The 23,396-nt window shown below is 72.2% G+C and carries 18 protein-coding genes; 5 read left to right on the forward strand and 13 right to left on the reverse strand.

Annotated features, from left to right (window positions below):
- Nucleotides 1–62 precede the first annotated feature (62 nt).
- Nucleotides 63–1,589, reverse strand: coding sequence for an MATE family efflux transporter (locus CELF_RS15775; RefSeq protein WP_013772265.1), 1,527 nt, complete (start codon nucleotides 1,587–1,589; stop codon nucleotides 63–65).
- Nucleotides 1,590–1,769: 180 nt separating this feature from the next.
- On the opposite strand from CELF_RS15775, the gene CELF_RS15780 reads away from it, so the two are divergent.
- Both CELF_RS15780 and CELF_RS15785 read left to right on the forward strand, forming a co-directional pair.
- Nucleotides 1,770–2,306 carry a VanZ family protein gene (locus CELF_RS15780; protein ID WP_013772266.1) on the forward strand — a complete coding sequence of 179 codons (537 nt, stop codon included), beginning with the start codon at nucleotides 1,770–1,772 and terminating at the stop codon, nucleotides 2,304–2,306.
- A gap of 38 nt (nucleotides 2,307–2,344) precedes the next feature.
- Nucleotides 2,345–3,019, forward strand: coding sequence for a DNA alkylation repair protein (locus CELF_RS15785; protein ID WP_013772267.1), 675 nt, complete (start codon nucleotides 2,345–2,347; stop codon nucleotides 3,017–3,019).
- A 76-nt stretch (nucleotides 3,020–3,095) separates the two neighbouring features.
- On the opposite strand, the gene CELF_RS15790 is transcribed toward CELF_RS15785, so the two are convergent.
- From CELF_RS15790 to CELF_RS15800, 3 genes are all read right to left on the reverse strand, one after another.
- Complete coding sequence (locus tag CELF_RS15790) at nucleotides 3,096–3,446, reverse strand: hypothetical protein (protein ID WP_013772268.1); 351 nt, start codon at nucleotides 3,444–3,446, stop codon at nucleotides 3,096–3,098.
- Nucleotides 3,443–5,323 (reverse strand): peptidoglycan-binding protein, encoded by a 1,881-nt coding sequence (locus tag CELF_RS20960; protein WP_169317640.1) that lies wholly within the window; start codon nucleotides 5,321–5,323, stop codon nucleotides 3,443–3,445. Before CELF_RS20960 ends, CELF_RS15790 begins: the two co-directional genes overlap by 4 nt.
- Before the next feature lie 152 nt (nucleotides 5,324–5,475).
- A complete protein-coding gene (locus CELF_RS15800; protein WP_013772270.1) occupies nucleotides 5,476–7,149 on the reverse strand; it encodes a cation:proton antiporter family protein in 1,674 nt (557 codons plus the stop codon).
- Nucleotides 7,150–7,278: 129 nt separating this feature from the next.
- Between CELF_RS15800 and CELF_RS15805 the strand changes: the two genes are divergently transcribed.
- Nucleotides 7,279–7,797, forward strand: a complete 519-nt coding sequence (locus tag CELF_RS15805) for a putative immunity protein (RefSeq protein WP_013772271.1) — start codon at nucleotides 7,279–7,281, stop codon at nucleotides 7,795–7,797.
- 59 nt (nucleotides 7,798–7,856) lie between these two features.
- Here the strand turns inward: CELF_RS15805 and CELF_RS15810 are convergent, their stop codons facing one another.
- From CELF_RS15810 to CELF_RS15830, 5 genes are all read right to left on the reverse strand, one after another.
- On the reverse strand, nucleotides 7,857–9,080 hold the full coding sequence (locus tag CELF_RS15810) for a Fic family protein (RefSeq protein ID WP_013772272.1): 1,224 nt from the start codon (nucleotides 9,078–9,080) through the stop codon (nucleotides 7,857–7,859).
- Nucleotides 9,081–9,206: 126 nt separating this feature from the next.
- The gene (locus CELF_RS15815; RefSeq protein ID WP_013772273.1) at nucleotides 9,207–11,369 is read right to left on the reverse strand and encodes a DEAD/DEAH box helicase; all 2,163 of its coding nucleotides are present in this window, start codon (nucleotides 11,367–11,369) and stop codon (nucleotides 9,207–9,209) included.
- A gap of 335 nt (nucleotides 11,370–11,704) precedes the next feature.
- Complete coding sequence (locus CELF_RS15820; protein WP_013772274.1) at nucleotides 11,705–13,345, reverse strand: outer membrane protein assembly factor BamB family protein; 1,641 nt, start codon at nucleotides 13,343–13,345, stop codon at nucleotides 11,705–11,707.
- An 85-nt stretch (nucleotides 13,346–13,430) separates the two neighbouring features.
- Nucleotides 13,431–14,315 (reverse strand): fructosamine kinase family protein, encoded by an 885-nt coding sequence (locus CELF_RS15825; protein WP_013772275.1) that lies wholly within the window; start codon nucleotides 14,313–14,315, stop codon nucleotides 13,431–13,433.
- A 76-nt stretch (nucleotides 14,316–14,391) separates the two neighbouring features.
- A complete protein-coding gene (locus CELF_RS15830; RefSeq protein WP_013772276.1) occupies nucleotides 14,392–14,796 on the reverse strand; it encodes a RidA family protein in 405 nt (134 codons plus the stop codon).
- An 80-nt stretch (nucleotides 14,797–14,876) separates the two neighbouring features.
- On the opposite strand from CELF_RS15830, the gene CELF_RS15835 reads away from it, so the two are divergent.
- The gene (locus CELF_RS15835) at nucleotides 14,877–15,278 is read left to right on the forward strand and encodes a winged helix-turn-helix transcriptional regulator (protein WP_013772277.1); all 402 of its coding nucleotides are present in this window, start codon (nucleotides 14,877–14,879) and stop codon (nucleotides 15,276–15,278) included.
- A gap of 259 nt (nucleotides 15,279–15,537) precedes the next feature.
- On the opposite strand, the gene CELF_RS15840 is transcribed toward CELF_RS15835, so the two are convergent.
- On the reverse strand, nucleotides 15,538–15,891 hold the full coding sequence (locus tag CELF_RS15840) for a hypothetical protein (protein WP_013772278.1): 354 nt from the start codon (nucleotides 15,889–15,891) through the stop codon (nucleotides 15,538–15,540).
- Between the two features lie 399 nt (nucleotides 15,892–16,290).
- On the opposite strand from CELF_RS15840, the gene CELF_RS19680 reads away from it, so the two are divergent.
- The gene (locus tag CELF_RS19680) at nucleotides 16,291–17,187 is read left to right on the forward strand and encodes a GNAT family N-acetyltransferase (protein WP_013772279.1); all 897 of its coding nucleotides are present in this window, start codon (nucleotides 16,291–16,293) and stop codon (nucleotides 17,185–17,187) included.
- A gap of 646 nt (nucleotides 17,188–17,833) precedes the next feature.
- On the opposite strand, the gene CELF_RS20510 is transcribed toward CELF_RS19680, so the two are convergent.
- The 3 genes from CELF_RS20510 to CELF_RS15855 all read right to left on the reverse strand — a co-directional run bounded on the left by CELF_RS20510 (nucleotide 17,834) and on the right by CELF_RS15855 (nucleotide 22,811).
- Entirely contained in the window at nucleotides 17,834–18,631 is a 798-nt protein-coding gene (locus CELF_RS20510) for a hypothetical protein (RefSeq protein ID WP_157457168.1), read from the reverse strand.
- A complete protein-coding gene (locus CELF_RS15850) occupies nucleotides 18,628–21,402 on the reverse strand; it encodes a P-loop NTPase (RefSeq protein ID WP_197722517.1) in 2,775 nt (924 codons plus the stop codon). The genes CELF_RS20510 and CELF_RS15850 overlap by 4 nt, the downstream gene beginning before the upstream one ends.
- 731 nt (nucleotides 21,403–22,133) lie before the next feature.
- Entirely contained in the window at nucleotides 22,134–22,811 is a 678-nt protein-coding gene (locus CELF_RS15855; RefSeq protein WP_013772281.1) for a matrixin family metalloprotease, read from the reverse strand.
- Nucleotides 22,812–23,396 lie beyond the last annotated feature (585 nt).

Raw genomic sequence — 23,396 nt, forward strand, 5'->3', positions numbered from 1 at the left:
GGACGACGCCCGGCACCCCACGCTCTGGGGGTGCCGGGCGTCGTGCCGTCAGGGCGAGGCGCTCAGTCGCAGGCGCAGCGCTCGCCCGCGGGGACGGGACGCTGCTCGGCGTCCACGGCCACGGGCTCCGAGCCGTCGGGGGCCGGGCGCGGCGCCGGCACCGCGTCGACGTCCGCGACCACCGACTCCATGACCGCCGACCCCTCGGCCGGCCCCTCGGACACGAGAGTCGTCGGGGCGTCGCCGACGCCGGTGACGGGCTGCAGCGCGAGGCGCCGGTGCGCCGCGAGGTACGCAGGCACGAGCAGCGCGATCGCCCCGATCCAGGCGAGCGGGTTGCCCCACACGACGCCGTCGTAGCCGTAGGAGGCCCCCAGCACGACGGCCGCGCCGACGCGGCAGACGAGCTCGATCACGCCGGTCATCGTCGGGACGACGGTCTGGCCGAGGCCCTGCAGCGCGCCGCGCAGGATGAACAGCACGCCGAGCACGGTGTAGAGCACGCCGTTGACGAGCAGCAGGTGCGCGGCCATGTCGACGACCTGCTGTTCCCCCTCGCCGACGAACAGCGCGACGATCGGACCGCCCGCGGCGACGAGGACGACGCCGAGGACGAGCGACCCTGCGATCGCCATCCAGCAGCCCTGGATCACCCCGCGGCGGATGCGGTCGGGACGGCCCCCGCCGAGGTTCTGGGCGACGAACATCGACACCGCGAGGCCGAGCGACGCGAGCAGCGCGACCGCGAGACCGTCGACGCGGGCGCCCGTGGTGTAGGCGGCGACGGCGTCGGAGCCGAGCTCGTTGAGCCGGACCTGCACGGCGAGCGTGCCGATCGCGATGATCGACGCCTGGAAGCCCATCGGGAGACCGAGCCGCAGGTGCAGCGCGAGCTCGTCGCGCGTGACACGCCAGTCCTCGCGGTGCACGTGCAGGACGGGCACGCGGCGCCGCACGTAGTCGAGGCACAGCGCGACGGACACGCCCTGCGAGACGACGGTCGACGCGGCCGCGCCCCCGACGCCCCAGCCGAGCCACGCGACGGCGGCGACGACGAGCACGATGTTGAGCACGCAGCTCACGGTGAGGAAGACCAGCGGCGTGCGGGAGTCGCCGATCGCGCGGATGACGGCCGACAGGAAGTTGAAGAACATCATCGTGCTGGCGCCGAGGAAGCTGATCACGGCGAACGTCGTCGCCTGCGGCAGCAGCTCCTCGGGCGTCTGCAGCAGACGCAGCGCGGGCCCGGCGAGCAGCGGCGCGACGACCGTCAGCACGAGGCTGGTCGCCGCGGACAGCACGGCGCCGGCCGCGACCGATCGGCGGACCGCGCGGTGGTCGCCCGCGCCGAACGCCTGCGCGGTCGGGATGGCGAAGCCGTTCGTCATGCCCCAGGCGAAGCCGAGCAGGAGGAACAGCAGGGAGCCGGTGGCACCGACGGCCGCGAGGGCGTCGACGCCGAGGACGCGGCCGACGACCATCGCGTCGGCGGCCTGGTAGAGCTGCTGGACGACGTTGCCGACGAGCAGGGGGACGGCGAAGAGGAGGATGACGCGCCAGGGGCGACCGGCGGTGAGGACCTTGGGCACAGCGATCTCCGGGAACGGAGTGGGCGGGAATGGGACGTCCGCGGTGGTCGGGGTGGTGCCGGTCGCGTCGCCCTCTGATCGTATCGATACGATCGACCCTGCACGAAACGATTTGAGCGCATCGGGATGCGCTTGCCGTCACACTTCACCCGCCGGGCCGACGGGCTACGGTGTCGGGCGATGATCGCCACCCTCCTCGTCGAGCACGCCTGGGCCGTGCCGCTGGCCGCGCTGCTCGTGGTCGTCGGCTGCCTCGTGCTCGGCGGGCTCCTGCTGCGGGCGGGTGAGCGAGGACGCCGCCTCCTGCGCGCCGTGGCCGTGGTCGCCGCCCTGCCCGTCCCCCTGCTCACGCTCCTGCCCGACGACGCCCGCGCGCAGTCGTTCTGCGCCGTCCAGCTCGCGTGGCCGTCGCTCGGGGGCGTCGAGACGCTCGCCAACATCACCCTGCTGCTGCCCGCGGCGTACGTCGTGACGCTGCTCGTGGGCCGGCCGGTGCTCGTCGCGCTCGGCGCGTCGGCGGTCTCCGTCGTGATCGAGCTGGTCCAGGCCCTGGCGCCCACGCTCGGACGCGCGTGCGACACGACGGACTGGGAGATGAACACGATCGGCGCGGTGCTGGGCGCCATCCTGGCCGCGGCGACGCTCGCGGCGGTGCGTCGACGCCCGCGCGCACGTCGGACGGGCGAGGTCGTGGGCGCGGACGCGTCGCCGTCCTAGTCTGGGCGGGAGACCGCGCCGGACGACGAGGAGCACCCGTGACGGACACCGCGACGACGACGGTGGAGGAGGTCCGGGCGCGCCTCGCCGCGCTCGAGGACCCGAAGATCCGGGCGGTGAACGAGCGCCACGGCGACGACCACGGCGTCAACCTGACGAAGCTGCGCGCCGTCGCGAAGGAGCTGCGCACGCAGCACGACCTCGCGGTCCGGCTGTGGGCGACGGGCGACACGGCGGCGCGGCTGGTCGCGCTCCTGGTCTGCCGCCCGAAGGCGTTCTCCGCGGCCGAACTCGACACGATGCTCCGTGAGGCCCGCGTGCCGAAGGTGCACGACTGGCTCGTCTCCTACGTCGTCAAGAAGAGCCCGCACGTCGAGGACCTGCGCGTCGCGTGGTTCGACGACCCGGACCCCGTGGTCGCGAGCGCGGGGTGGGCGCTCACGAGCGCGCGCGTCGCGAAGACCCCGGAGGGCCTGGACCTCGACGCGCTGCTGGACCGTGTCGAGGCCGAGATGAAGGACGCCCCCGACCGGCTGCAGTGGGCGATGAACGAGTGCCTCGCGACGATCGGCATCCACCACCCGGCGCACCGGGCTCGCGCCGTCGCGATCGGTGAGCGCCTCGAGGTGCTCAAGGACTACCCGACGCCGCCGGGCTGCACGTCGCCGTTCGCGCCGGTGTGGATCGCGGAGATGGTGCGCCGCCAGGGCTGACCATCGGTGCCGGTTCCGGGCGCTCCGCCGCACGCCGGCTCGCTCCGGTGCGGCTGCCGTCGGCACCACCGGCCGCTCACGTCCCGGGGACGACTCCCGCCACGAGGTCCCGCACCGCGGCGGCGCAGCCCGGGTCCGTCGTCGGCAGCCCCGCCACGACGGCCGCCGCCCGCTCGTCCTGCCCGCCGTCGACGAGCGCGAAGACCGCGTCGGCCCAGCAGACCGTCCGCAGCGCGACCTCGTCGGGCACGCACGACCGCAGCGCGTCCGCGGCGTCGACGAACCCGTCGACCGCGGCGAGGTGCGCCCCGCGCCCGTACGCCGCGGACGCCTCGTCGAACCGGCGCACGGCGTCGTCGACGCACGACGGCAACGGCCGCGACGTCCGCGGGAGCGTCAGCGGGAGCAGCACGAGGCGTGGGGTCATCGTCGGTGCCCTCCCCCGTCGAACCAGGTGACGAGCGCGGGCGCGTTCGTCTGCAGGTACTGCCGGTCGTTGCGCCAGAACGAGTAGGCCTCGGCGAAGAACTCCTCGGGGTGGCCCGGCCAGTTCCGGCGCGCGTACTCGGTGAGCGGCGGGATGGAGTTCGCGTTCACGACGGCGACGAAGTCGTCGAGCCGCTGCGAGCGACCACCCCCGCCCGTGACGACGTCCTCGTCGGCGCGGCGGGCGTGCACGGTCGCGTTGGCCTGGGCCCGCGCGACGGCGGCCGTGAGCCAGTCGTCCTGCGCGGAGAGCAGGGCGGCGAAGTCGGTCAGGGCCGGATGACCCGCCGGCAGCGCTGCACGGGCGGCGTCGCGGCGCTGCACGGCGGTCCGTGCGGCGGCCTCGCGCGCGGCGTTGCGGTCAGGGTCGTCGTTCTGCGCGACGGCGTTGACGCGGGTGCTCGTCGTGCGGACGGTCGCGAGGAACGCACGCGCCTGGCCCTGCTGCGCGCGGGTCCAGCGGCGGGCCGCGGCGAAGGCGGCGGGGCCTGCGGCGTTGTGCCGCAGGACCGCCGCGTTGACGCGCGCGACCTCGGCGTTCATCGCACCCTGGGCCTGCAGCGTCGCGAACTGCGCGTCGCGCTGCGCCTTGGTCTCCACCGCGTGCCCGACCTCGTGGACGATGGTGTGCGCGCTCGCCGGGCCGCTGCGGGTCGCGTCGCCGATGAAGGACAGCCCGTCGCCCGCGAAGGCGCTGTCCGCGATGCTGAGCGACGCCGACCGGGTCGCGGTGGTGGCCCCGGCAGCGAGCGCGGCGCGGTGCGAGAACAGGCCCGCGAGCGGCTCGCCGGCGGCGTTGGTCAGGGTCCGCTCACGCACGAGGTCGACGCCCGCGAGCGCGGCCCGGTCGGCCGCGGGGACGGCGGCGATCGCGGCGTGCACCTTCGCGAGCTGCGGCAGCGTCCACGACGCGCTGCCGTCGCGCACGGACGCGAAGCCGAGCGCCAGCAGCGCGGCGTCGGCAGCGGCCCGGTCCGCGAACGCGGGCGCCACCGGGACGGGCCCGGCGGCGACGAGCGTCACCACGGCGTTGCCCTGCCCGTCGATCCGCACGGTCACGCGGCCGACGGGTGCCGGGCCGGGCGGACGCGTCGGCGCGGGCCCGATGCGCGTGACGATGTCCGCCTCGGTCCCCCACCGGGTCCGCTGGCCCATCTGCACGAGCACGTTCCACAGGTGCAGCTCCGCCTGGCTGCCCGGCGTGACGCCCTGGACGTGGACGGTCGGCCCGAGCTGCGGCGGCGTCGCTCCCTGCGCGGCCTGGACCGCGGCCCGCAGCGTCGCGAGCGTCGTCCCGCTCGACGGTGGCGTGATCGTGTACGCGCTCGTGTCGTACCGGAGCACCGCGCCCGGCGCGGGCCCGGTCGGACGCGGCGCGGCCTGGCCGCTGCTGCCGCCGACGTCGGTCGGGCCCTCGAGCGACGCCGACGTGCGGGGGCCGATCACCGCGTCGGGCGACAGCCCGTGGGTCCGCTGGTACTGCGTCGTCGCGGCCTGCGTGAGGGGCCCGAAGATCCCGTCCGTCACGAGCGGTGGCGCGGCGCCGTGCGCGTTGAGGCGGTCCTGCGCGTGGCGGACGTCCTCGCCCGTGTGCCCGCGCCGCAGCATCCGCACCGCGGGCGGGCCGACGACCTGCGCGGCGGCGGTGTCGACGGGAGCGCGCTGCACGGCCTTCGTCACGACCCGGTTGCCCGCGCTGCGCTGCACCTCCAGGAGGCGGTGCCGCGCGTCGGCAGCGGGAGGTGCGTCGGCGGCGTCGAGGACGTCGGTGCGGCGACGGGCCACGCGTGCGACGCGCACGACCTTCCTGGGCTCCACGTCCACCGCCGATCGCCCCGCCCGCACGGCGTGGTCGTCCCCATCCTCGTGGCGCGCCGGTGCCCGGTCGTGCCCCGACGGCCGCCCGCACGGGCAGGACCGGGTGCCCGCGCGGGACGCCGCAGCGCGTCGGACGGGGCGCGCCGGCGTGGTCAGGCGGGCTCGGCCCGACGTTCGAGCGGGTCGAGCACGTCGATCTCGTCGCCCGGCCGCGCCGGCGGGTGCGGCTCGACCTTCCCGCCGTCGTGCTCCTGCAGCAGCACCTCGGCCGCGTGGTCGGCGAGCGCGGAGCCGGCCGACCCGTACAGGTGGAACACCGCGTCGGCACCGTGCCGCTGCAGCTCGCTCACGTCGTCGTCGTACCGCGCGACGGCCGCGACCTTCCCGGCGAAACCCGCGGCCTGCAGCCGGGCGAGCGCGATGAGGTTGGCGTTGTGGAACGGCATCGCGAGCACCGCGACCTTGACCCGCCCGGCCCGCTGCACGCGGTTCCAGAACTCCAGGTCGGTCGCGTCGGCGCGGACGACCTCGTACCCCTCGTCCTCGAGCGCGGCGACGCGTGTGCGGTCGTGCTCGACGCCGACGACGGACAGCCGGTACTCGTCCCGCAGCCGCGCGTAGGTCGACGCGCCGACGCGCCCCAGCCCGAGGACGAGCGCGTCCGCGTCACCCACGTCGACGAGCCGGTCGTCGGGGTGCAGGCGGTCGCTGTCCCGTGCGGGCAGCAAGCGCGACAGGCGCGATGCGAGCTCGACGCCGCGGCGGTTGACGATCGCCGACAGCCCGAAGCTGAACGCCACGGCGAGGGACACGACGACGACCCACTGCGCGTCCAGCAGGCCCGTGCTCGCCCCGACGGCGACGACGATGATCCCGAACTCCGAGTAGTTCGACAGCACCAGCCCGGCGAGGAACGACGTGCGTCGCCGCAGCCGCATGAGCCACAGCAGCAGCGCGTACGCCGCGACCTGGAACGGCAGCAGGAGCAGCAGGAGCAGCGCGAGCGCGACCTCGAGCAGCTGCGGCGTGCCGTGCAGGCCGATCTGCACGAAGAACGCCACGAGCATGAGGTCCTTGAACGTCATGAGCGAGCGCGACAGCTCCCCCGCCTGCGGGTGCGAGGCGAGGAGCACGCCGACGACGAGCGCGCCGACGTCCCCGTGGATCCCGACGAGCTCGAACAGCCCGTACCCGAGGACGACGGCGACCGTGACGCCGAACAGCGCCTGCAGCTCCCCGTGCCCGACCCGGTCCCAGATGCGGTGCAGCACCCACGCGCCGGGGATCAGCAGGACGAGCAGCAGCGCCCACAGCGTCGGCGCCTCGCCACCCGACATCGACATGAAGACGACGGCCGCGACGTCCTGCATGACGAGCACACCGACGGCGATCCGCCCGTACAGCGACGTGGTGTCGGACCGGTCGTCGAGCACCTTGACGACGAAGACGGTCGACGAGAACGACAGCGCGAACCCGACCAGCGCGAGCGCCCCGAGCGACTCCCCCGCGACGTGCCCGAACCCGATCACCGCGAGCAGCCCGAGGAAGCCGAGCGCGATCGCGACGCTCACGGCCATGTGCGCGACGCTCGTCAGCCAGATCTCGCGGCGCAGCAGCGTGCGCACGTCGAGCTTGAGCCCGATCGCGAACAGCAGCAGCACGACCCCGAGCTCGGCCACCGGCTCGAGGAACGCGGGCTCCGGCACGTCCCCGGCTCCCAGCACGAACCCCGCCGCGAGGAACCCGACGAGCGGCGGCAGCCGCAGCAGCACCGCGGCGAGCCCGCCGAGGAGAGCGACACCGAGGTAGAGGGCCGCCGCTGCCATGCCCCCATTCTGCCCGCCGCACCGCGACCCACCCGGGTCACGCGGTGTCCCCGCGCGCGCACCGGCCGGACATCACCCGGTCGCCCCGGTGCCGTCGTCGCCCGCGTGGACTCGCGGCAGGATGCTGACGTGCCGATCCTCCCCACCGACCGCGACCCGCGCCTCATCACGCTCCGCCGCGGCGGCTCCCTGACCGACGAGCACCACGTCCTGCTGGCCCTGTGGGCGCTGGAGTGCGCCGAGCACGTCCTGCCCCTGTTCGCACGGTCGAGCCCCGACGACGACCGGCCTGCCGACGCCCTGCGCATCGGCCACGCCTGGACCCGCGGCGAGGCCACGATGCGCGAGGCCCACGACGCGGCGTTCCGCGCCAACGCCGCCGGCAAGGGCCTGCCCGACGCCGCCCGGTTCGCCGCGCTCGCCGCGGGGCAGGCCGTCGCGGTCGCGCACGTCGCCGCGCACGACCTGGGCGCCGCCGCCTACGCGATCCGCGCCACGGTCGCCGCCGCCCCGCCCGACGAGGCGGAGTCCGCCCGCCGCGCCGAGCTCCACTGGCAGCACGACCGCCTCCCCGCGGCTGTCCGCGCCTTGGTTCTCGACGACCAGCAGACCCGCAACTCCATCTGCTGGAACGTCTTCGCGCTCTGACCCGCCCGGGGGACCGCCGACCCGCCACGGCGACGGGTCCGGGCCCCTGCACCGCGGGCTCAGGTGCGACGGCCTGCGCGCGCGGCGAACGAGTCCATCGCCGTCAGGACCTGGGGCGCCTGCCACACCCTGTGCCGCTTGGCGGACGTGGTCGGCTCCACGATCCCCGCCGCCGCCAGCACCTCGAGAGCGTTCCGGCCGCCGCGGTCGGAGACGCCGAGCGTGGCCGCGACGTAGTAGGCGTTGACGACCGGCTGGGCGAACAGGGCGTCGGCCAGGCGCCACGCCGCGGAGTCCGATCGCGCGGTGATGCGATCACGCCATTCGGCTCGGATCGCCACGACGTCGTCGGCGAGCCTGCGGCCGTTCACGACGGCGGCGATCGCCGCATGCGCGACCTGCTCGACGATGTCCTCCGGCTCGCCTGCGCGGTAGGTCGTCAGCGCGCGGAAGTACCGCTCGGGGTCGCGCAGCAGCCCGGCAGACACGGGGACGGTGGTGTGCCGCGACAGGCCTCGGCGTCGGAGGACCTGCTGGATCAGGACGCGCCCGGTGCGACCGTTGCCGTCGACGAACGGGTGGATGGTCTCGAACTGGGCGTGCACGAGCGCCGCGAGGACGAGCGCGGCGACGTCGTCGCGGGCAGCGAAGGCGACCATGTCGTCGATCGCCGACTCGACGCGTTCGTGGTGCGGCGGGACGAAGTCGGCGCCGTGGGGGCTGATCGCGGACGCGCCGACCCACACCTGCTCGCTCCGCCAGCGGCCGGCGACGTCGGGGTCCGAGTCGCCGAGCAGGGCACGGTGGACGCTGAGGATCGTCGTCGGCGTGATCAGGTCGCCGACGGCGAGCGCCTCGGTCATGGCGCGCACGTTGGCGGCGACGAGCTCGGCGTTCTGCCGAGACCCGACGCCCAGGCTGGCCATGGCGAGGTTGCGGGCGTTGGTCGTGAGGTGCTCGATCTGTGAGCTGGAGGCCGACTCCGTGCGGAGCAGGACGGCGGGCATGGGCACGGGCAGGGCCGCGACCTCGCTGTCGAACCGCGCGATGTCGGACGTGGCCTCGTCGACGAGCGCCTGCACCCGACTGCCGATCCGCAGGGTGCGGTGGGCGATCTTCGGCAGGACCGCGGCGCGGTAGGGACGCGCGATCCTCTGCCGCTCGAACACCGACAGGCGCCCGTCGTCGAGGTTGCTCGTCCATGACCGGGGTTCGCTCCCCAGCGCGGGCCACACGTCCTCGACGGAGTGCGCCAGACGCTGAGCCTCGTCGACGTCGCGCATAGCCTTCAACACCCCTTCGCTTTGTTGAAGGCTAGCCGCATAGCCTTCAACAATCGAGGCTTGTGGTGAAGGCTATGGCGAGAGCCTTCACCACAGCCGGCCCTTGCTGAAGCCTCCGGCCGGGAGTCAGGCCGGGACTCCCGACGTGAGGGCGTCGGTGAGGAGCGCGACGAGGGCGTCGAGCTGGATGTCCGTCGACGAGCCGCCCTCGTCGTCCGACGCGCCGTCGAGCGCACGGGCGGCCAGGCCGGCCTTGCTGTCGATGAGCTCGGCGATCTTCGCGTCGATCGTCTGCGCCGCGATGACGCGCCACGCGGTCACGGGCTCGGACTGGCCGATGCGGTGGATGCGGTCGATCGCCTGCGTCTGCTCGGCGTACGTCCAGGACAGCTCGGCCAGCACGAGGTTGGACGCGACCTGCAGGTTCAGGCCCACGCCGGCAGCCGTCAGGGAGCACACGACGATCTGCACCTCGGGGTCCTCGACGAACGCGGCGACGTTCTTGTCCCGGACCCGGCGGGTCTGGTCGCCGCGGATCGAGGCGTACCGGATGCCGCGGTCGGCGAAGGTGCGCTCGGCCTGGTCCATGACGTCGACGTGCTTGGCGAAGAACACGACCTTGCCGACGTTGCGCGCGAGCTGCGCGGCGTAGTCCGCGGCGAGCCCGGCCTTCGCCTGGCCGATGCGCCGGACCATCGTGAAGACGTTCTCGCCGCCGGCCTTGTCCTCGGAGTCCTTGAGCTCCGCGGCGGCGACCCGGCGCGCGAGGGCGAGGTCGATGCCGTCCGCGGCGTCTCCGCCGCGGGCCTCGACGGCGGCCCGGTAGCGGCCGACGAGCCGGCGCGCGAGCGCCTCCTCGGCGGCGCGGATCGACCGGCCGACGGCCCCGTCCAGCTCGACGGGCAGGTCCGCGACCCGGCGCGCGGGGATGTCGGCGACGACGTCCGCCTTGCGGCGACGCACGATGCCCATGTCGATGACGCTCGCGCGGGCCGCGGCGGAGAAGCCGCGGTCGGCGGGCGTCAGGCCGGTCTCCTCCAGGGACGTCATGAGCGCGCCGAGGGGCATCGTGTCGTCGATCCAGCCGAGCAGCTGCCAGATCGCGCGGAAGTCCTCGATGTCGTTGATGAGCGGCGTGCCGGTGAGCGCCATCATGAGCGGGCGGGCGGTGCGCTCGCGGATCCGGTCGGCTATCGCGAGCACGTGCTGCGAGCGCTGCGACGACTTGTTCTTGATGAAGTGCGCCTCGTCGACGACCATGCCGCGGAACCCGAGGTCGCCGAGCCAGCCGACGTGCCGGTCGAGGATCTCGTAGTTGACGATGACGACGTCCGCGAACGCGTCGACCTGGTCCCCGTCCCCGTGCACGACCGTGGCGCGGCGCAGCGGCGTCCACATCGAGACCTCGTGCGCCCAGTTCGTCTTCACGACGTTCGGGACCACGACGAGCAGCGGGAACGCGTCGGCGGCCTGCGCGGCGAGGAGGGCCTGCGCGGTCTTGCCGAGGCCGGGCTCGTCGGCCAGCAGGAACGTGCGGTGCCCGCGGCTCGCGGCCGCGACGACCTGCGCCTGGTGCGGCATGAGCTCACGCCCCAGCGGCAGACGCACGGGCCGAGGCTCGGGCAGCTCCATGCACGCGGGGGCACCGGGTCCGGCGTCCTCGAACGACCGGAACAGCGGCTCGAGCAGCTCCCAGCCGGCGAGGCGACGCGCCCGGGCCGCGCTCCGCTCGGCAGCCGCCTCGAAGTCGGGCGCGAGGAACGGGTTCGCGAGCTGGCGCGAGATGACGGACCGCGGGACGACGCGCCGCTCCGCACCGGGCTGGGGCGGGGGCGGCGGCGGGGCCTCGGGCTCCTCGGGCGGCTCGAGCCCGCCCGCACGCATGACGGTCGCCTTGTAGGCGCGGGCGGCGTCGGACACCTTGGCGTCCTCGGCGAGGAGCTGCAGCAGCGACGTGTCACGGGCGGCGATCCGGGCGAGCAGCGTCGCGACGCCGTCGAGCCGCTTGAGCTGCTCGGTGCGCCGCGCGGACGTCATCTCCGAGTCGGCCATGACGCGCGCCCGCTCCTCGCGGACCAGCAGCGCGACGACCTGGAACTTCGTGCGGACTGCCGGCCGGGTCGGGGGGCGCCGGACCGCGTCGTCGACCTCGTGCGCGACGCCCGCCAGCACGGGGATGATCCCCTCCTGGTCCCGACGCGGGGCCCGCCGACGCTGCGCACCGGCGTCACGCTGCGCCCCGGCGTCGGGGCGCGCGCGACCGGACCCGCGCTGGCCAGGACGTGCCACTGCTCCTCCTCCACTGCGCCGCACGCTGCGACGCGACGGGACGCGCCCGAGCGGGTCGCCGCCGGGCCCCGGACGCATCGGTCCGCCGTCCGGGCCGGCGCGCTCTGGTGGGCGCCGAGTCGTCGTGCAGCGACGACCTCCGACGCGAGCACCTCACGGAGGCCGCACGCCCCCGGGCGCCTCCGGGCACCGTCTCGGGTGCCTGCTCGCGGGGACCGCACGTCGCCGCAGACCCGAAGCCTACCGCCCGGTACGTGGACGCAGGTGTCCGCCGCACCGAAAAACCACCCGACGGATCCGCCCGATCCCCCGCGGGCGGGTGCCCGGCCGGACGGTCAGGGGCGGCCGAAGACGAAGAACTCCTGCCCTGCGGTCGACGAGTCGTCGATCGCGAGCGTGAGCCGGCCTGCGAGAGACGTGCTCCAGCTGACGCGGTTGCCACCGGGGACCACCGTCGACCCCGTCGACGCGGTCGGCACCGGCCCGGTCCGCACGGCGTGCCCGTCGCCGTCGGCCTCGACGTGGACCGACCACACGCGTTCCCCACGGAAGGTGAAGGCGTCGAGCTGCGCACCGGACGGGACGAGGATCACGCGCCCGTCCGTGAGGAGGCCGCGGGCGAAGCCGTCCTCGACGGGCTGCACCGGGGACCGCCAGCGCACCGCGCCGGTGCGCGCGTCGACCGCCACGACGTGGTCCGCGGTGCGGCCCACGACGAGCCCGTCCACCGCGAGGGCCGTGCCGATGTCGAGCCCGGGGATCTCCCAGCGGACGGATCCGTCCGGGCTGCGCAGCCGGAGCGCGCCCTTGCCGAGGAGGTCACCCCTGTCGCGGCCCTGCGCGCGGGCTGCGGTGAGGATCGCGTCGCCGACGGTCCCGTCGTCGATGCCGACCCACACGACGCGGTCCCCGTCGAACGACACCGCCGGCCGGTCGGGCCGGAGCAGCATCTGGGCGACCTCTCCGCTCGTCGGGTCGGAGCCCGGGAACGCGGGGTCGGGGACGAGCACCGCCCCGGACGCCAGCAGCGTGGGCGACGAGCCGCCGCCCTCACTCCCCGGGATCTCGAGCACGGTCGTCCCGTCGTCGGCCGACAGGACCCAGCCGCCCCCGCCGTCGCCGTCGACGACGAGCACGTGCTCCTCGTCCCCGTTGATCCACACGAAGGACGGGTCGACCGCCGTCGGCAGGTCGAGGACGCGCGTCCAGCGCGCCGTGCCGTCCCAGGCCGACGCCTCGAGCGTCAGCCGTGCCGTGCCGGTCGCCGCATCGATCGCGCCGACCACCGTCCCCCACGGTCCGGTGCCGTACAGGGCGCCCGGCGGCAGGTCGTCGCGGTGGAGCACCGACCCGTCGGTCGCGTCGACCTGGACGATCGACACAGCCTCGGGGTACACCCCTGAGTCGTCCTGCGGCTGCACGGGAGCCGGCGCCTGCCAGCGCACCACGCACCTCACCGCGGTCGCGTCCGCCGACGCGGACTGGTCGCCGGACGAGCACCATCCGCCGCCTCCGGTCAGGCCGCCCCGCGGCGCCGGGACCGGCGTCTCCCAGACCGGTTCGCCGCTCGACGAGTCGAAGCCGGCCAGCCGCACGTCCGGCGCACCGGCGACCCCCTGCGAGCTCACGACCGACACGCCGGCCGCCTCGGCGCCGTAGCCGAGCTGCGCCAGCACCGCGAGCTCCGGCCCGTCGCCGTCCCACGTGTACGTGCCGTGGTGCAGCACCGGGAGCTGCGGGTCCACGGGGTCGAGGACGAGCGGCACGTCGGCGAGCGCGGCAGCGCGCGCGTCGTCCTGCGCCCGCAGACGTCCGTCGCTCACCACCTGGTACCCGACGAGCCCGACGAGCACCACGGCACCGGCCGCGAGCCAGCGCGGGTGGCGGCGGACGCGCGCGAGGAAGGACGGCACGTGCGGGGGCGTCGGCTCCTCGGACGACGCGTCGGACGTCTCGACCAGGTCCACGTCGCGCATCGCCACTCCGCGGACGCTACCGGTCGCGGATCGGGTGACGGGCTCGTTCGCCCGGCTCGTCGTCGCACGCTGCTGGTACGCGGCCTCAGACCTGCCGCCGGAAGGGCGCGACGGTGGCACGGAGCAGGTCGGCCGTGCCCCAGAGGTCGTCGAACTGAGCGAGGACGGCGAGGTGCTGACGGAGCTGGAGGATCGGCATGCGCGCGCGCCAGTCGGCGTCGAGGCCCGTGAGCTCGGCGTACCGGTCGAAGAACACGTGCGACTCGGGCGGCGGTGCCGTCGTCCACAGGTGTGCGAGGTCGACCTCGGCCCACGTGTACGACACCGCGGGGTCGATGAGCGCAGGCCGCCCGTCGTCGGTGGCGAGGACGTTCTGCATCCACAGGTCGCCGTGCGTGAGGCACGCCGGCCGCTCGGGCAGCAGCTCGGGCAGCCGGGCGGCGAGCCGCTCGACGGCCTCGAGGTCGGCGGCGTCGAGCGCCTCGCGCACCCGCGGCTCGCCCAGCCAGCGCAGCAGCCGGTGCTCGGCGAAGAACGCGAACCCGTCGTCGGTCCACGTGTTGACCTGCCGGCGGCGGCCCAGCCAGTTGTCGCGGTGCCAGCCGAACCGCGGGTGCGTCGTGCTCGTGTGCAGGTGGGCCAGGTCGTGCGCGAGCCGCTCCCAGAACTGCTCGGTCGCGGGCCGGGGCCGCAGCATCGACAGCACGAGCAGGTCCGGACCGGCGACGAGGACGTCGGGCGTCGTGACCCCGCCGAGCGTGCGCAGCGCGCGCAGCCCCTCGGCCTCGGCGTCGAACGCGTCGTCCGACGGCGGCTCGTCGAACATCTTGACGAACACGGCCTCACCGTCGGCGCGACGCGCGATCCCGGCCGCCGCCGCGAGCCCCCCGGTCGCCGGCTCGATCGCGGTCACGTCCGTCATCCCGGCGTCGTGCAGCCTCCGCGCGAGCATCGACAGGGTTTCGGTCATCGGGGGTCGCTCCTCTCCTCGCGGCGGCGTCACCGCGACGCAGTTCTCGTCGCTCCGTCCAGGACGTCGACGGGGGTCACCCCAGGACGGCGGTGGCCTCGACTTCGACCCGCACGTCAGGTTCGTACAGCACCTCGACGCCGATCAAGGACGACGGCGGCAGGGGCGACGGCAGGTCGAGCTCCCCGGCGACGCTCTCCACGCCTGACATGAGCTCGCCGATCTGCTCCGGGGTCCAGCGTGTGACGTAGAACGTCAGCCGGACGACGTCGTCGAACGTCGCGCCCGCACCCGCGAGACCGCGCGCCGTGTTCCGCAGCGCCTGCGCGACCTGGCCGGCGAGATCCGGCGCACGGTCGACACCCGGCCCGCCGGCGACCTGACCCGCGACGTGCACGTGCCGGGAGCCGGTCGCGATCGCGACGTGGTGGTACGGCGTCCCGTCGGCGAGGCCTGCGGGGCTGAGCAGCTGAACGGTCATGGGGTGCTCCTTCGGTGCGGTGACGTTGGTATCCGATTGCTACCTGGTCACCGCAGGGCACTTCAACGAGACTAGGTGTCGTGACGGAGACCACGACGACCCCTGAGGTGCTCGCGCACGACGACGAGCGGGAGGCGCTCGAGATCAGCGCGCTCCAGCGCGAGCTGCTCAGCCAGGTCCTCGACACCTGGTCCGTACAGGTGCTGGAGCACCTGTGCGACGGCCCGCTGCGCTTCAACGGCCTGCGCCGCGCCATCCCGGCCGTCACGCAGAAGTCCCTCACGGCGACCTTGCGCCGCCTCGAACGCAACGGCATCGTCGAACGCGTCGTCTCCAGCATCCGACCCGTCGCGGTCGAGTACCGCATCACCCCGCTGGGCAAGACGCTCCGGGACCCGATCGACGCGCTGCTGGCCTGGACGACGACGCACCTTCCCGACGTCGCCGCCGCGCGCGCGAGCTTCGACGCTGCCCAGGACTGACCTGGACCGGCTGGCGGTGCCGCCCGCTCGGCTGCGCGCGACGCACGCCTCGAGACTCGACCGCGGACAAGGAGCACCGCACCCTCAGAGGCGCACGTCGCCCAGGCTCCCTCCACGGCTCAGCTCGGCCGCCCAGCCTGAGGCGAGGCCTCGAGTCACCCCGGCTCTCGAACCGGCCCCATGGTCTCTCTCGCCACCAGGTTGCTCTCGCAGGTGATAGTCACAGAGGCGGTAGCAGCTTTCTCCGAAGCAGACCAGATCAACGGAAGGTGCGGACGACCTCGATCGTGCCGACGATGTTGTCGTTGAGCTCCTCGAGCCGCTCGGCCGGGATCCAGTACTCGAGGATCGTCTCTCCACCGACCTGCTGGACGTCGTACTCCTCCAGGTGCCCCCGGCGGACGTCGAACTTCGTGACGTACCCCGCTCCCGACGCCTTGACGTTCCAGTCCCGTGCGATCCGGACGGCGTAGTCCTCGTTGAGCACCGGGTAGAAGATCGGCTGGTCCGGCAGTCGCGGCGGCCACCGCCGCCACCCGCTCGCCTCGACGAGTGCGAGCTCGTCGGGCCCCGTGGGACGCCACAGCGTGACGACGTCGGTCTCGATCGGCATTCTGCGTCATTCCTTCCGGAGGCTGCGGCGACCCACGCTGCCATCTCCAACGGCATCGAAGCAGCCCTTTGGCGACATCCTCAGATGGGCGCAACAACCGATGCGCGGCAGGGACCCCTGATCGGCGCCGCTACCGCGGTCTGGGTGGCCCCTGAACGACCGGGTCAAGCGCACCGAGCCCGCCCGCGGCGAAGGAGCGTCACGGCCACGCGTGGAACGAGCAGCCCAATATCGCTCGGCGATGCGGCATTCCCTGCAGTTGACTCGACCCCGCCCAGGCTCGCCCGCCCCGCTGGAGACGGTTCGTCCGCGCAGGCGGTGAGGATGGCGGCCCGTTCGAGCCGGGCCTGGTTCAGGGCCCGTCGGCCATGCCGGCGCGCGTGACGAGAGAGGTGTGGCATGGAGGTCTCCGTGCGTCCGTTCACGGCGGAACCCGGTTTTACCGAGGACTTCTGCGCCGTCCGCGACTTCCTGGTCCGCCTCAACGCGGACGAGGTCCGGACGCCAGGCTTTCTGTGGGCGCGGTGGGAGTGGGCGTTCGCGCTGCCGTTCCAGGACACCACAGCCCTCGACCGCATCGGCGTGTGGGAGCAGGACGGTCACGTCGTCGGGCTCGCCACGTACGAGCAAGGCCTCGGCGACGCCTGGCTCGTCGTCGATCCGGACCACCGCGACCTGCTGTCCGCCATGGTGGACCACGCGGTCGACCGCCTCTCGGCCGACGGCCGGGTACGCATCCTTGTTCCCGACGACGACGCCGAGCTCGCCGGTCACGCGGCCGCGCGCGGGCTGGTGCGGGCGGAAGACGGTGAACCGAACGCGCTGCTGGACCTGACGAGCGACCTGCACTACGTACTGCCTGACGGGTACCGCACCGTGAGCCTCGCTGACGACTGGGACCTGCGCGCCTTTCACCGGCTCTTGCACCGCGGGTTCGGGCACGCCGGGGAGCCCGACTACGGGGAGTCGGAGCTCGCGTGGCGGCTGCGCTCGACTGCGTCGCCCAGCCAGCGCGCCGACCTCCAGGTCCTCGTCCAGTCGCGCGAGGGCGCGTACGGGGCCTTCTGCGGTGTCTGGCTCTGGCCGGGCAGCGCGTACGCCATGGTGGAGCCGGTCTGCTCCGACCCCGGCCTGCGGCGGCTGGGGCTCGGGCGCGCGGCCGTGCTCGAGGCCGTGCGGCGGGCGCGCGACCTGGGCGCGCAGGTGGCGTACGTCGGCTCGGCTCAGACGTTCTACTCGCGGCTCGGTTTCCAGCCGGAAGTGGGCGGGACCTGGTGGGTCACCGCCTCGGGGTAGGCCGCGAGGTCAGGCGGCTACGCTCACGCCCCGCTCGTACGACTCGATGATCGTCCGCGCGCGACGGCCGGCGCAGGCACAGATGGGGGCTGGCGAGACGACCTGGGCGTGATCGAGTACACGGCGCCACCCGGCGCGGCGGCCCAGGCAAAGCTCGACTTCCTCGCCCGATGGGCAGGGCGACCGCCTTCTGGGATGTCCCCCGAGCAGGCGGCCCGCCGAGTGTCGGAGGACTGACACAGCCCCAAGGCAGCCTCGCGCACAGCCCCTGACCTGCGACAACACCTCTGTGCGCCTGGGCAGATTCGAACTGCCGACACCCGCTTTAGGAGTTCGATCTTGGTGTGTGGACAACGCTCTGACCTGCGGAACTACATGCGGGTAGTTCGTGGCGTGACCCCGTTCCGGGGCTCTCGCTGACCACACGCTGACCACGCGTCGCCAACGCGCCCGACCGCCAGACGCCGGCAGCCTCCGTGCGATCCTCCCTGGCCAGCCGGGGCCACCTGTGCCGAGCCTCGGCACGTACGGGACCCGGTCGCCCCCCAGAGTTCAGTACCGACGTGACCTTCGCCATCGGGTGATGAGCGCTTGCGGCGCCCCCTCCGCTCAAGTCGAGAGTGGACGCTCGGTTGCAGGGCGCGGGTCAAGCCGGCGGTGACTGCGAGCCTGCAGTTCGCCAAGTCTCCGCAACACGTTCAAGGAACTCCTCACCTCGGAGACCGGGCGCGATCTCGGCCACCGAATGGGCGATGAGGAGGGCACCCGAGGCCTGGCGACTCCTGAGAAGGCCCAGCGCGTCGAGCACCTGATCGTACGGCACCGGAAGCGGTCGGCGATCAGCAAGAATCTCTTGTGCACAATACTCCGCGACGAGCGCGTGCCGGTCACCGCGACGTGGATGTACTTGGATCCGCTTCTCGATCAGACGGACCATTCGCCGCCGGTTGCCTTCTGTGAAGCTGAGCCCGAGATCCTCCGACACTGCCACGAAGACAGCACCCACCTCAACGGATGCGACCTCGCGCCATTCCCTAGACGTAGCCTGGTCTCGTGCGGCCGCAACCGCTGCCCGGCTAAGTGCCTGCAGTGCCGCGACGAGCAGTCCCGCGAGAGCATCCGATGCGGCTTGCGGCGATGGGTACTCACCGCGCCAACGCGCTGCCGCCTCCTCGGACTTCGGGTTGTCGGCGTGATTCGCGGCTGTACGCAGGTCATAAAGCAATCGGCGCACGGTATCTACGTCCTTCGCCGGCCGCAAGCGCACGAGGAAGCTCGTATCCGCCGCAAGGTGCTCGCAGAAGAACGTGTAATAGTCGCGAACGACGGCGTCGAACTCGGCTTCGCTAATACACGATGGCCGTAGATTTGGGGGCTCGAAATCCAGCCCGGCGCCCGTCGCGAGCCGGCGCGCCTGCGCCAAGACGTCGAACGGGTTACTCATGCGCGCGACGTCCCCCGGAACACCGAACGAGGCTCGGCCACGGGTCCTCTTGAGAGTTTGAAGCCGATGTAGAACGGGGGCGGCTGCTGGTGCCGGGCAAACTCGCCCGTCTGGTTGAACAACCTCGGCTCGAACTTAACCCGGGTTCCAAGTTCGTTGACCCAGACCTGGCCCGACCTCGTGTCGGAAAGCTCGACACGCCCAGTGAAGGTCGTCGGCCGACCCGAGCTATCAGCGAGCAAGTACGACGTGTAGATTCGCTTTGACAACTGCTGGGAAAGGTCGTTGACCTCCCGGAAGAGCCGCGCTGCCTCGACGTAGTGCCCGGCAACAAACTCTCCAATCGCTCGGACGAACGTCAATCGATACCCGTCCGGCAGGTCAGCGTCGCCAAGTTCGATCCCGAGCTGGGCGATCCGACCGAGCGCTTCGGGCGACAGGTAAAGGGGGACGCGCTCCCCGAGCAGAAGCCTGCTGCCAGTGATCTCCTTCCAGGTCAGATCGATTAGGAGTTGTGCACACCGCCAGTCCGATCGCGTTTCGACCGGGACCTGACGCAAGCGCTGCAAGGCCTTGGCCTCGCCAGGGGGCCCCTCATGGGCATCGAACTGGGCCAGAAAGTACGTCGCCGCGGGGCTTTCATTGAGTTCGAGCTTCGAGAGGTACTCCCAGACTGCGTCATCCTTCTTAAGGAGTTGGTTGAGCTCGACGCCACGGCGATCGAGCGCTGCGCGCTGCTTCTCCGTGAGCGAGCTGCGGTCGAGCGACTCCAAGGTCGCGACCGCGTTCGCCAGGTGGTCGACGCGCTCGGACGGGCTCAGCACCCCGGACTCGACGGCGTCGCGAGTCGCCCAGGCGAGGACGTCAACTGGATAGACATTGCCCGGGTCGACGGCGCGGGCATCGAGGACCGCGTCGAGCACGTCATCAAGGCGAGACCCGAGGCCTTGGACCGTCTCGCTCTGACTCGAGTGCGCGTACTCGTAGATGATGGCACCAAGCGTTGATGCGAGCTCAACCGAGAGGGAGAGCCTAATGAGCCCCCGCGTCGCCGGGCTCCCCAGGACCTCGTCCAGCAACTCGCGGTTGTACTCGAGGCTCGCGACGCGCTCCTCGACGCTGCCGTCTCGGACACCCTGCTGCCAGTGCACGTAGTCTCTGGCTAAGGTGGACTCCTGTAGGACGAGACGGGGGTGGGCGCGCCCGAGCGTCATGCGGCGACTGCGCAAGGCACCTGCAACGTCTCCGAAGTAGCGCTGGTACTTCCTTGCCTTGTCAGAGGTGGGCCCCACGCGCTCAAGGAGCTTCACGAGGAACTCGACCTCGTCCGCGCCTCCGACGAATCCCTCTGACACCCGAACGTGCTGGATTGCCTCCGCGAGCACCTCGGCCTCAACGGCAATCGGAATCTCGTTCTGGGCGAGCAGCTCCGCCTCAAGCTGGGACCGCACACTCAGGAAGTAGTCGCCGCTGTCGTCGTCGATCTCCCGAATAATGTCCGAGGAAACGAGCGCATCGCGCACGCTTTGGAATCCCTCTCGCCCCAGGACGCGCAGGGCCAGGTCGATGGGAACGGGAATCCCGTGACGGCCAGCGACAAGGACCAAGGTCGTGACGCGCTGTATAGGCGCGCGCTCGGCGAACGCCAACTCACCGATGGGGGCATCGCTCTGGTCCGGTGGCAGTAGTTCCGCCAGGGCAAAGCCAGCGTCCTGAAGTGCCGCCTGCATTGCCGTGACGCGCTGTTCGCTCGTGGCGTCGGAGCCTCGCTGCCGGGCGAGTCGTGCGATGCTTCGCTCTGCGAAACGCATCTCCTTCGACAGGCCGCTGCGCAGCTGATGCTCGGTTTCCGGCAACCACCGGTAGAGGAATGCAAGGAAGCTCGCGTCGACAGCCCCTTTCGGAGCGATCACTTCGATCCCAAACCCGCTGAGCAACGCGACCAACCGCGACGTTTCGCCTTCGCTCAGCTCGGCCGGGGCGAGCACAATTTCTGACGAGTCGCTCATTGTCTTGTAGGCAGAGCCCACGACGAGGACCTTTCGACCCCGTGCGTGCAGTTGCCGAGATAGACTCTCGTACTCCCCGGGCTCGAGCATGCCGTCCCAGACCATGACGACGGCCTTGGCACCACACTCTTCTGCCCACGAACTGTACATGTCGATGTCGTCGACCGACGGGCGCACCGTTCGACGTGACTGATGGAGCACTGCAAAATCGCCGGAGCGTGCTAACTCCATTGCGAGTGAAGCCAAGGCTACTGACTTGCCCGTAGCGGTCTGGCCAGCGACGATGATCGGCGCTGGCAGTTCCCGCTCGGACAGTTCGGCATGGACCAGTTTCAGGAGTTGATGCTCGAAGTCGCGCGTGAGGTTCATCGCTGCAGCGATTCCCCGCCATCGCGGAACACCCTCGGTAGCACCGATGAAGTTGCGGAACTCTTGATATCGGGCCGCATCAGACGCGAGAAGCGGTGGGGTAAGCACTTCGAGGCCTATGGGCCGAGCTGACCGCCTGATTTGGTTCCAGCTGTGGATATCGACGTCCACGAAGCCGTCACCCAGGGGGATGACGTGCTGCGACGCCGCAACGCCCGCTCCCGAGGGAAGTTTCGAAGCTCCTGCGTCAACGATCGCCGTGAGCGCCGATTCGAGCGTCTCGCCATAAGTGACTACCTGTCCGCTGGAGACAAATGCCTCGAGCAGCGGGTCATGTGCCAGGTCGCTAGCGGAGAAGAGGTGAGCTTGGGCGGGACCGAGCAGGCCGAGCATCGGAAGCAGATCGTCTGCCTTGAGCCGGTCCCCTGCGCTCCACCCCTCAATGATGAGGGTCCCTCGCGGCGTCAATGTCTCTGTGACCAGGCGGGTGAGCTCCTGGTTGCTACGAAGGCGGGCTGTCGCTTCCTCTACCGCCGACTTCGGCGGGCGCTCCGACTCCGGAAGATGCGCGCCCCCGAACAGGTATCGCACCTCTAGGTCTGACTGGCTGCGAGAAGGGGGGCGACTCATGGCGCCAAGGGAGGTGCTGACTCGGGACTCCGCGGCGAACGCTTCGGCGACTTCCCGGTCCGTCGCCGTCGTGTACACCCCGTTCCACGGGTACCCAATCGCCGAGGAGCTGAGCAGCCTGCGACCACTGCCCCCCAGCAAGAGGAAGGCGGGTCCGCCAGCCAATTGCGCTGCTAGGCGGCGCAGCTCAGGCGATAACTCAGTCACCGAGCGTCCTCTCCATGCTCCCGGGCTTTGGCTCAATCCGCGCCGCCTCCTCAGAGTAGCGGCGACGCGCCCTTTGGCGGGTGATGACCACGGCCCGACGTATCACCGCGGACCTTCTCGGGCCGTTCGATCGGTGGCAGGAAGCCGAGCAGCTGCCGACTCGCCGATCCTGGCGAACCAACAGGACCGCGACCGGATCTCTCTCCGCGCCCACGGCCCTCCATACGTGCAAGAAGAGTCGCGGCCCGTCATCGCTCGTGGCGAGGGGCCTCGCGTCGGAGCCGGCCCTAGAGGTCCGGTGCGCAGGGCCCGCGGCCGAGCTCGGCCAGACCCGCAAGGTCGCCGGCCTGGAAGGTCGTCACTGTGTTCCCTTCGGCGTACATGAGCTGCGTCGGGTCGTTCACATGCGCGAGGCCGATCATGTGGCCGACCTCGTGCCTGAGGACGGGGAGGTAGGCCGGCTCACCGTTCACATCCGGCCACGTGAGGAGGTCTGAGTCGAGGTACGCGAAGCCCGAGACGAAGTGCGGTACGCCGTCCGGCGTGGATCGAACCGAAACCGGACCGCCAAGGCCGACGTGGTCCGTGGCGAACCCAGGGATCACGGTCGAGTCCGCGAAGCGGATGAGGGCGGGCGCCCACCTGTCGCCGTAGAGGTCAGGCTGGAACGGGTCGCGCGACGCTGAGGCCAGCTCCACCGCCAGGCCGTCGTTGACGAAGGCGAAGCCCGTCGCAGCGCTGACCTCCGCGATCACAGCCGAGACGCGGTCTGGGAAGTCCGCGGGCGCGCCAGTGGTATCCACGACGTAGTGGATCGGGCGGCACGGCGACCATGTGACCGGCGCCGTTTGGCCGTCCTCCAGCGTCCGGACCTCCGTGAACGCGTGGGGCGCCCCGGCGTCGGTAACGGCGGGCGGCAGGCCCAGCGGCGCGTCAGCCTCGCCCTGGCCGGGTGGAGGTGCCAAGCGGTCTCCGGGCGCGACGGCCGACGGCTGGCCTGGCCCGACGGCCTGCGTGAGGTCATTCCACGCTCCGACAATGCCGCCAGGATGACGCGCTGCCGAGCCCACGAGAACCGCAACGACGACAAAGACGGCAAGGAACCACGACAGCGCAGACGAGTCTCGCGTCCGACCGCTCGGACCTGTGTGTCGTCGCTGGCCGACTCGCGTCCCGCCGCGACGCGGCATCCGGCCAGGCCCAGACGACGCCGCCCTTGCGCGCCGTCTGCTGCTCACGACAGGCGTTGGCGCCGCCGCCCGCCACGGCGCAGGCGCGGACGCTCGCCCCAACGCCTCGTCCCGCACCCACTGGGGAATCCGTCCAGAAGGTGACCGTGGGAGGTCGTCATGCGGCGTGCTCACGTTCACTGCATCGGCCTGGCGCCGAAGATCATTGAGCTGAAACCAGGCGCGTGAGAGGTGCGCCTCTGCCACCGGCTCGACGGCCCCGTGCACCTGACCTCACGTTGGTAGTCCCGCTGGCACACCTCTACCTGAACGCCGTCGCGGCGGCAGCTGCGCATCTTCTCCCCCGCTGCCGCACACCTG

This window comes from Cellulomonas fimi ATCC 484 (assembly GCF_000212695.1).
Taxonomy (GTDB): Bacteria; Actinomycetota; Actinomycetes; order Actinomycetales; family Cellulomonadaceae; genus Cellulomonas; species Cellulomonas fimi.

Excerpts from the sequence above, each read along its gene's own strand:
- CELF_RS15800 (WP_013772270.1), bottom strand. The coding sequence starts at position 7,149 with ATGGCAGCGGCGGCCCTCTACCTCGGTGTCGCTCTCCTCGGCGGGCTC.
- CELF_RS15820 (WP_013772274.1), bottom strand. The coding sequence starts at position 13,345 with ATGCGCGACGTGGACCTGGTCGAGACGTCCGACGCGTCGTCCGAGGAG.
- CELF_RS15825 (WP_013772275.1), bottom strand. The coding sequence starts at position 14,315 with ATGACCGAAACCCTGTCGATGCTCGCGCGGAGGCTGCACGACGCCGGG.
- CELF_RS20510 (WP_157457168.1), bottom strand. The coding sequence starts at position 18,631 with ATGAGTAACCCGTTCGACGTCTTGGCGCAGGCGCGCCGGCTCGCGACG.
- CELF_RS19680 (WP_013772279.1), top strand. The coding sequence starts at position 16,291 with ATGGAGGTCTCCGTGCGTCCGTTCACGGCGGAACCCGGTTTTACCGAG.
- CELF_RS15840 (WP_013772278.1), bottom strand. The coding sequence starts at position 15,891 with ATGCCGATCGAGACCGACGTCGTCACGCTGTGGCGTCCCACGGGGCCC.
- CELF_RS15780 (WP_013772266.1), top strand. The coding sequence starts at position 1,770 with ATGATCGCCACCCTCCTCGTCGAGCACGCCTGGGCCGTGCCGCTGGCC.
- CELF_RS15790 (WP_013772268.1), bottom strand. The coding sequence starts at position 3,446 with ATGACCCCACGCCTCGTGCTGCTCCCGCTGACGCTCCCGCGGACGTCG.
- CELF_RS15850 (WP_197722517.1), bottom strand. The coding sequence starts at position 21,402 with ATGCTCGGCCTGCTCGGTCCCGCCCAAGCTCACCTCTTCTCCGCTAGC.
- CELF_RS15810 (WP_013772272.1), bottom strand. The coding sequence starts at position 9,080 with ATGCGCGACGTCGACGAGGCTCAGCGTCTGGCGCACTCCGTCGAGGAC.
- CELF_RS15830 (WP_013772276.1), bottom strand. The coding sequence starts at position 14,796 with ATGACCGTTCAGCTGCTCAGCCCCGCAGGCCTCGCCGACGGGACGCCG.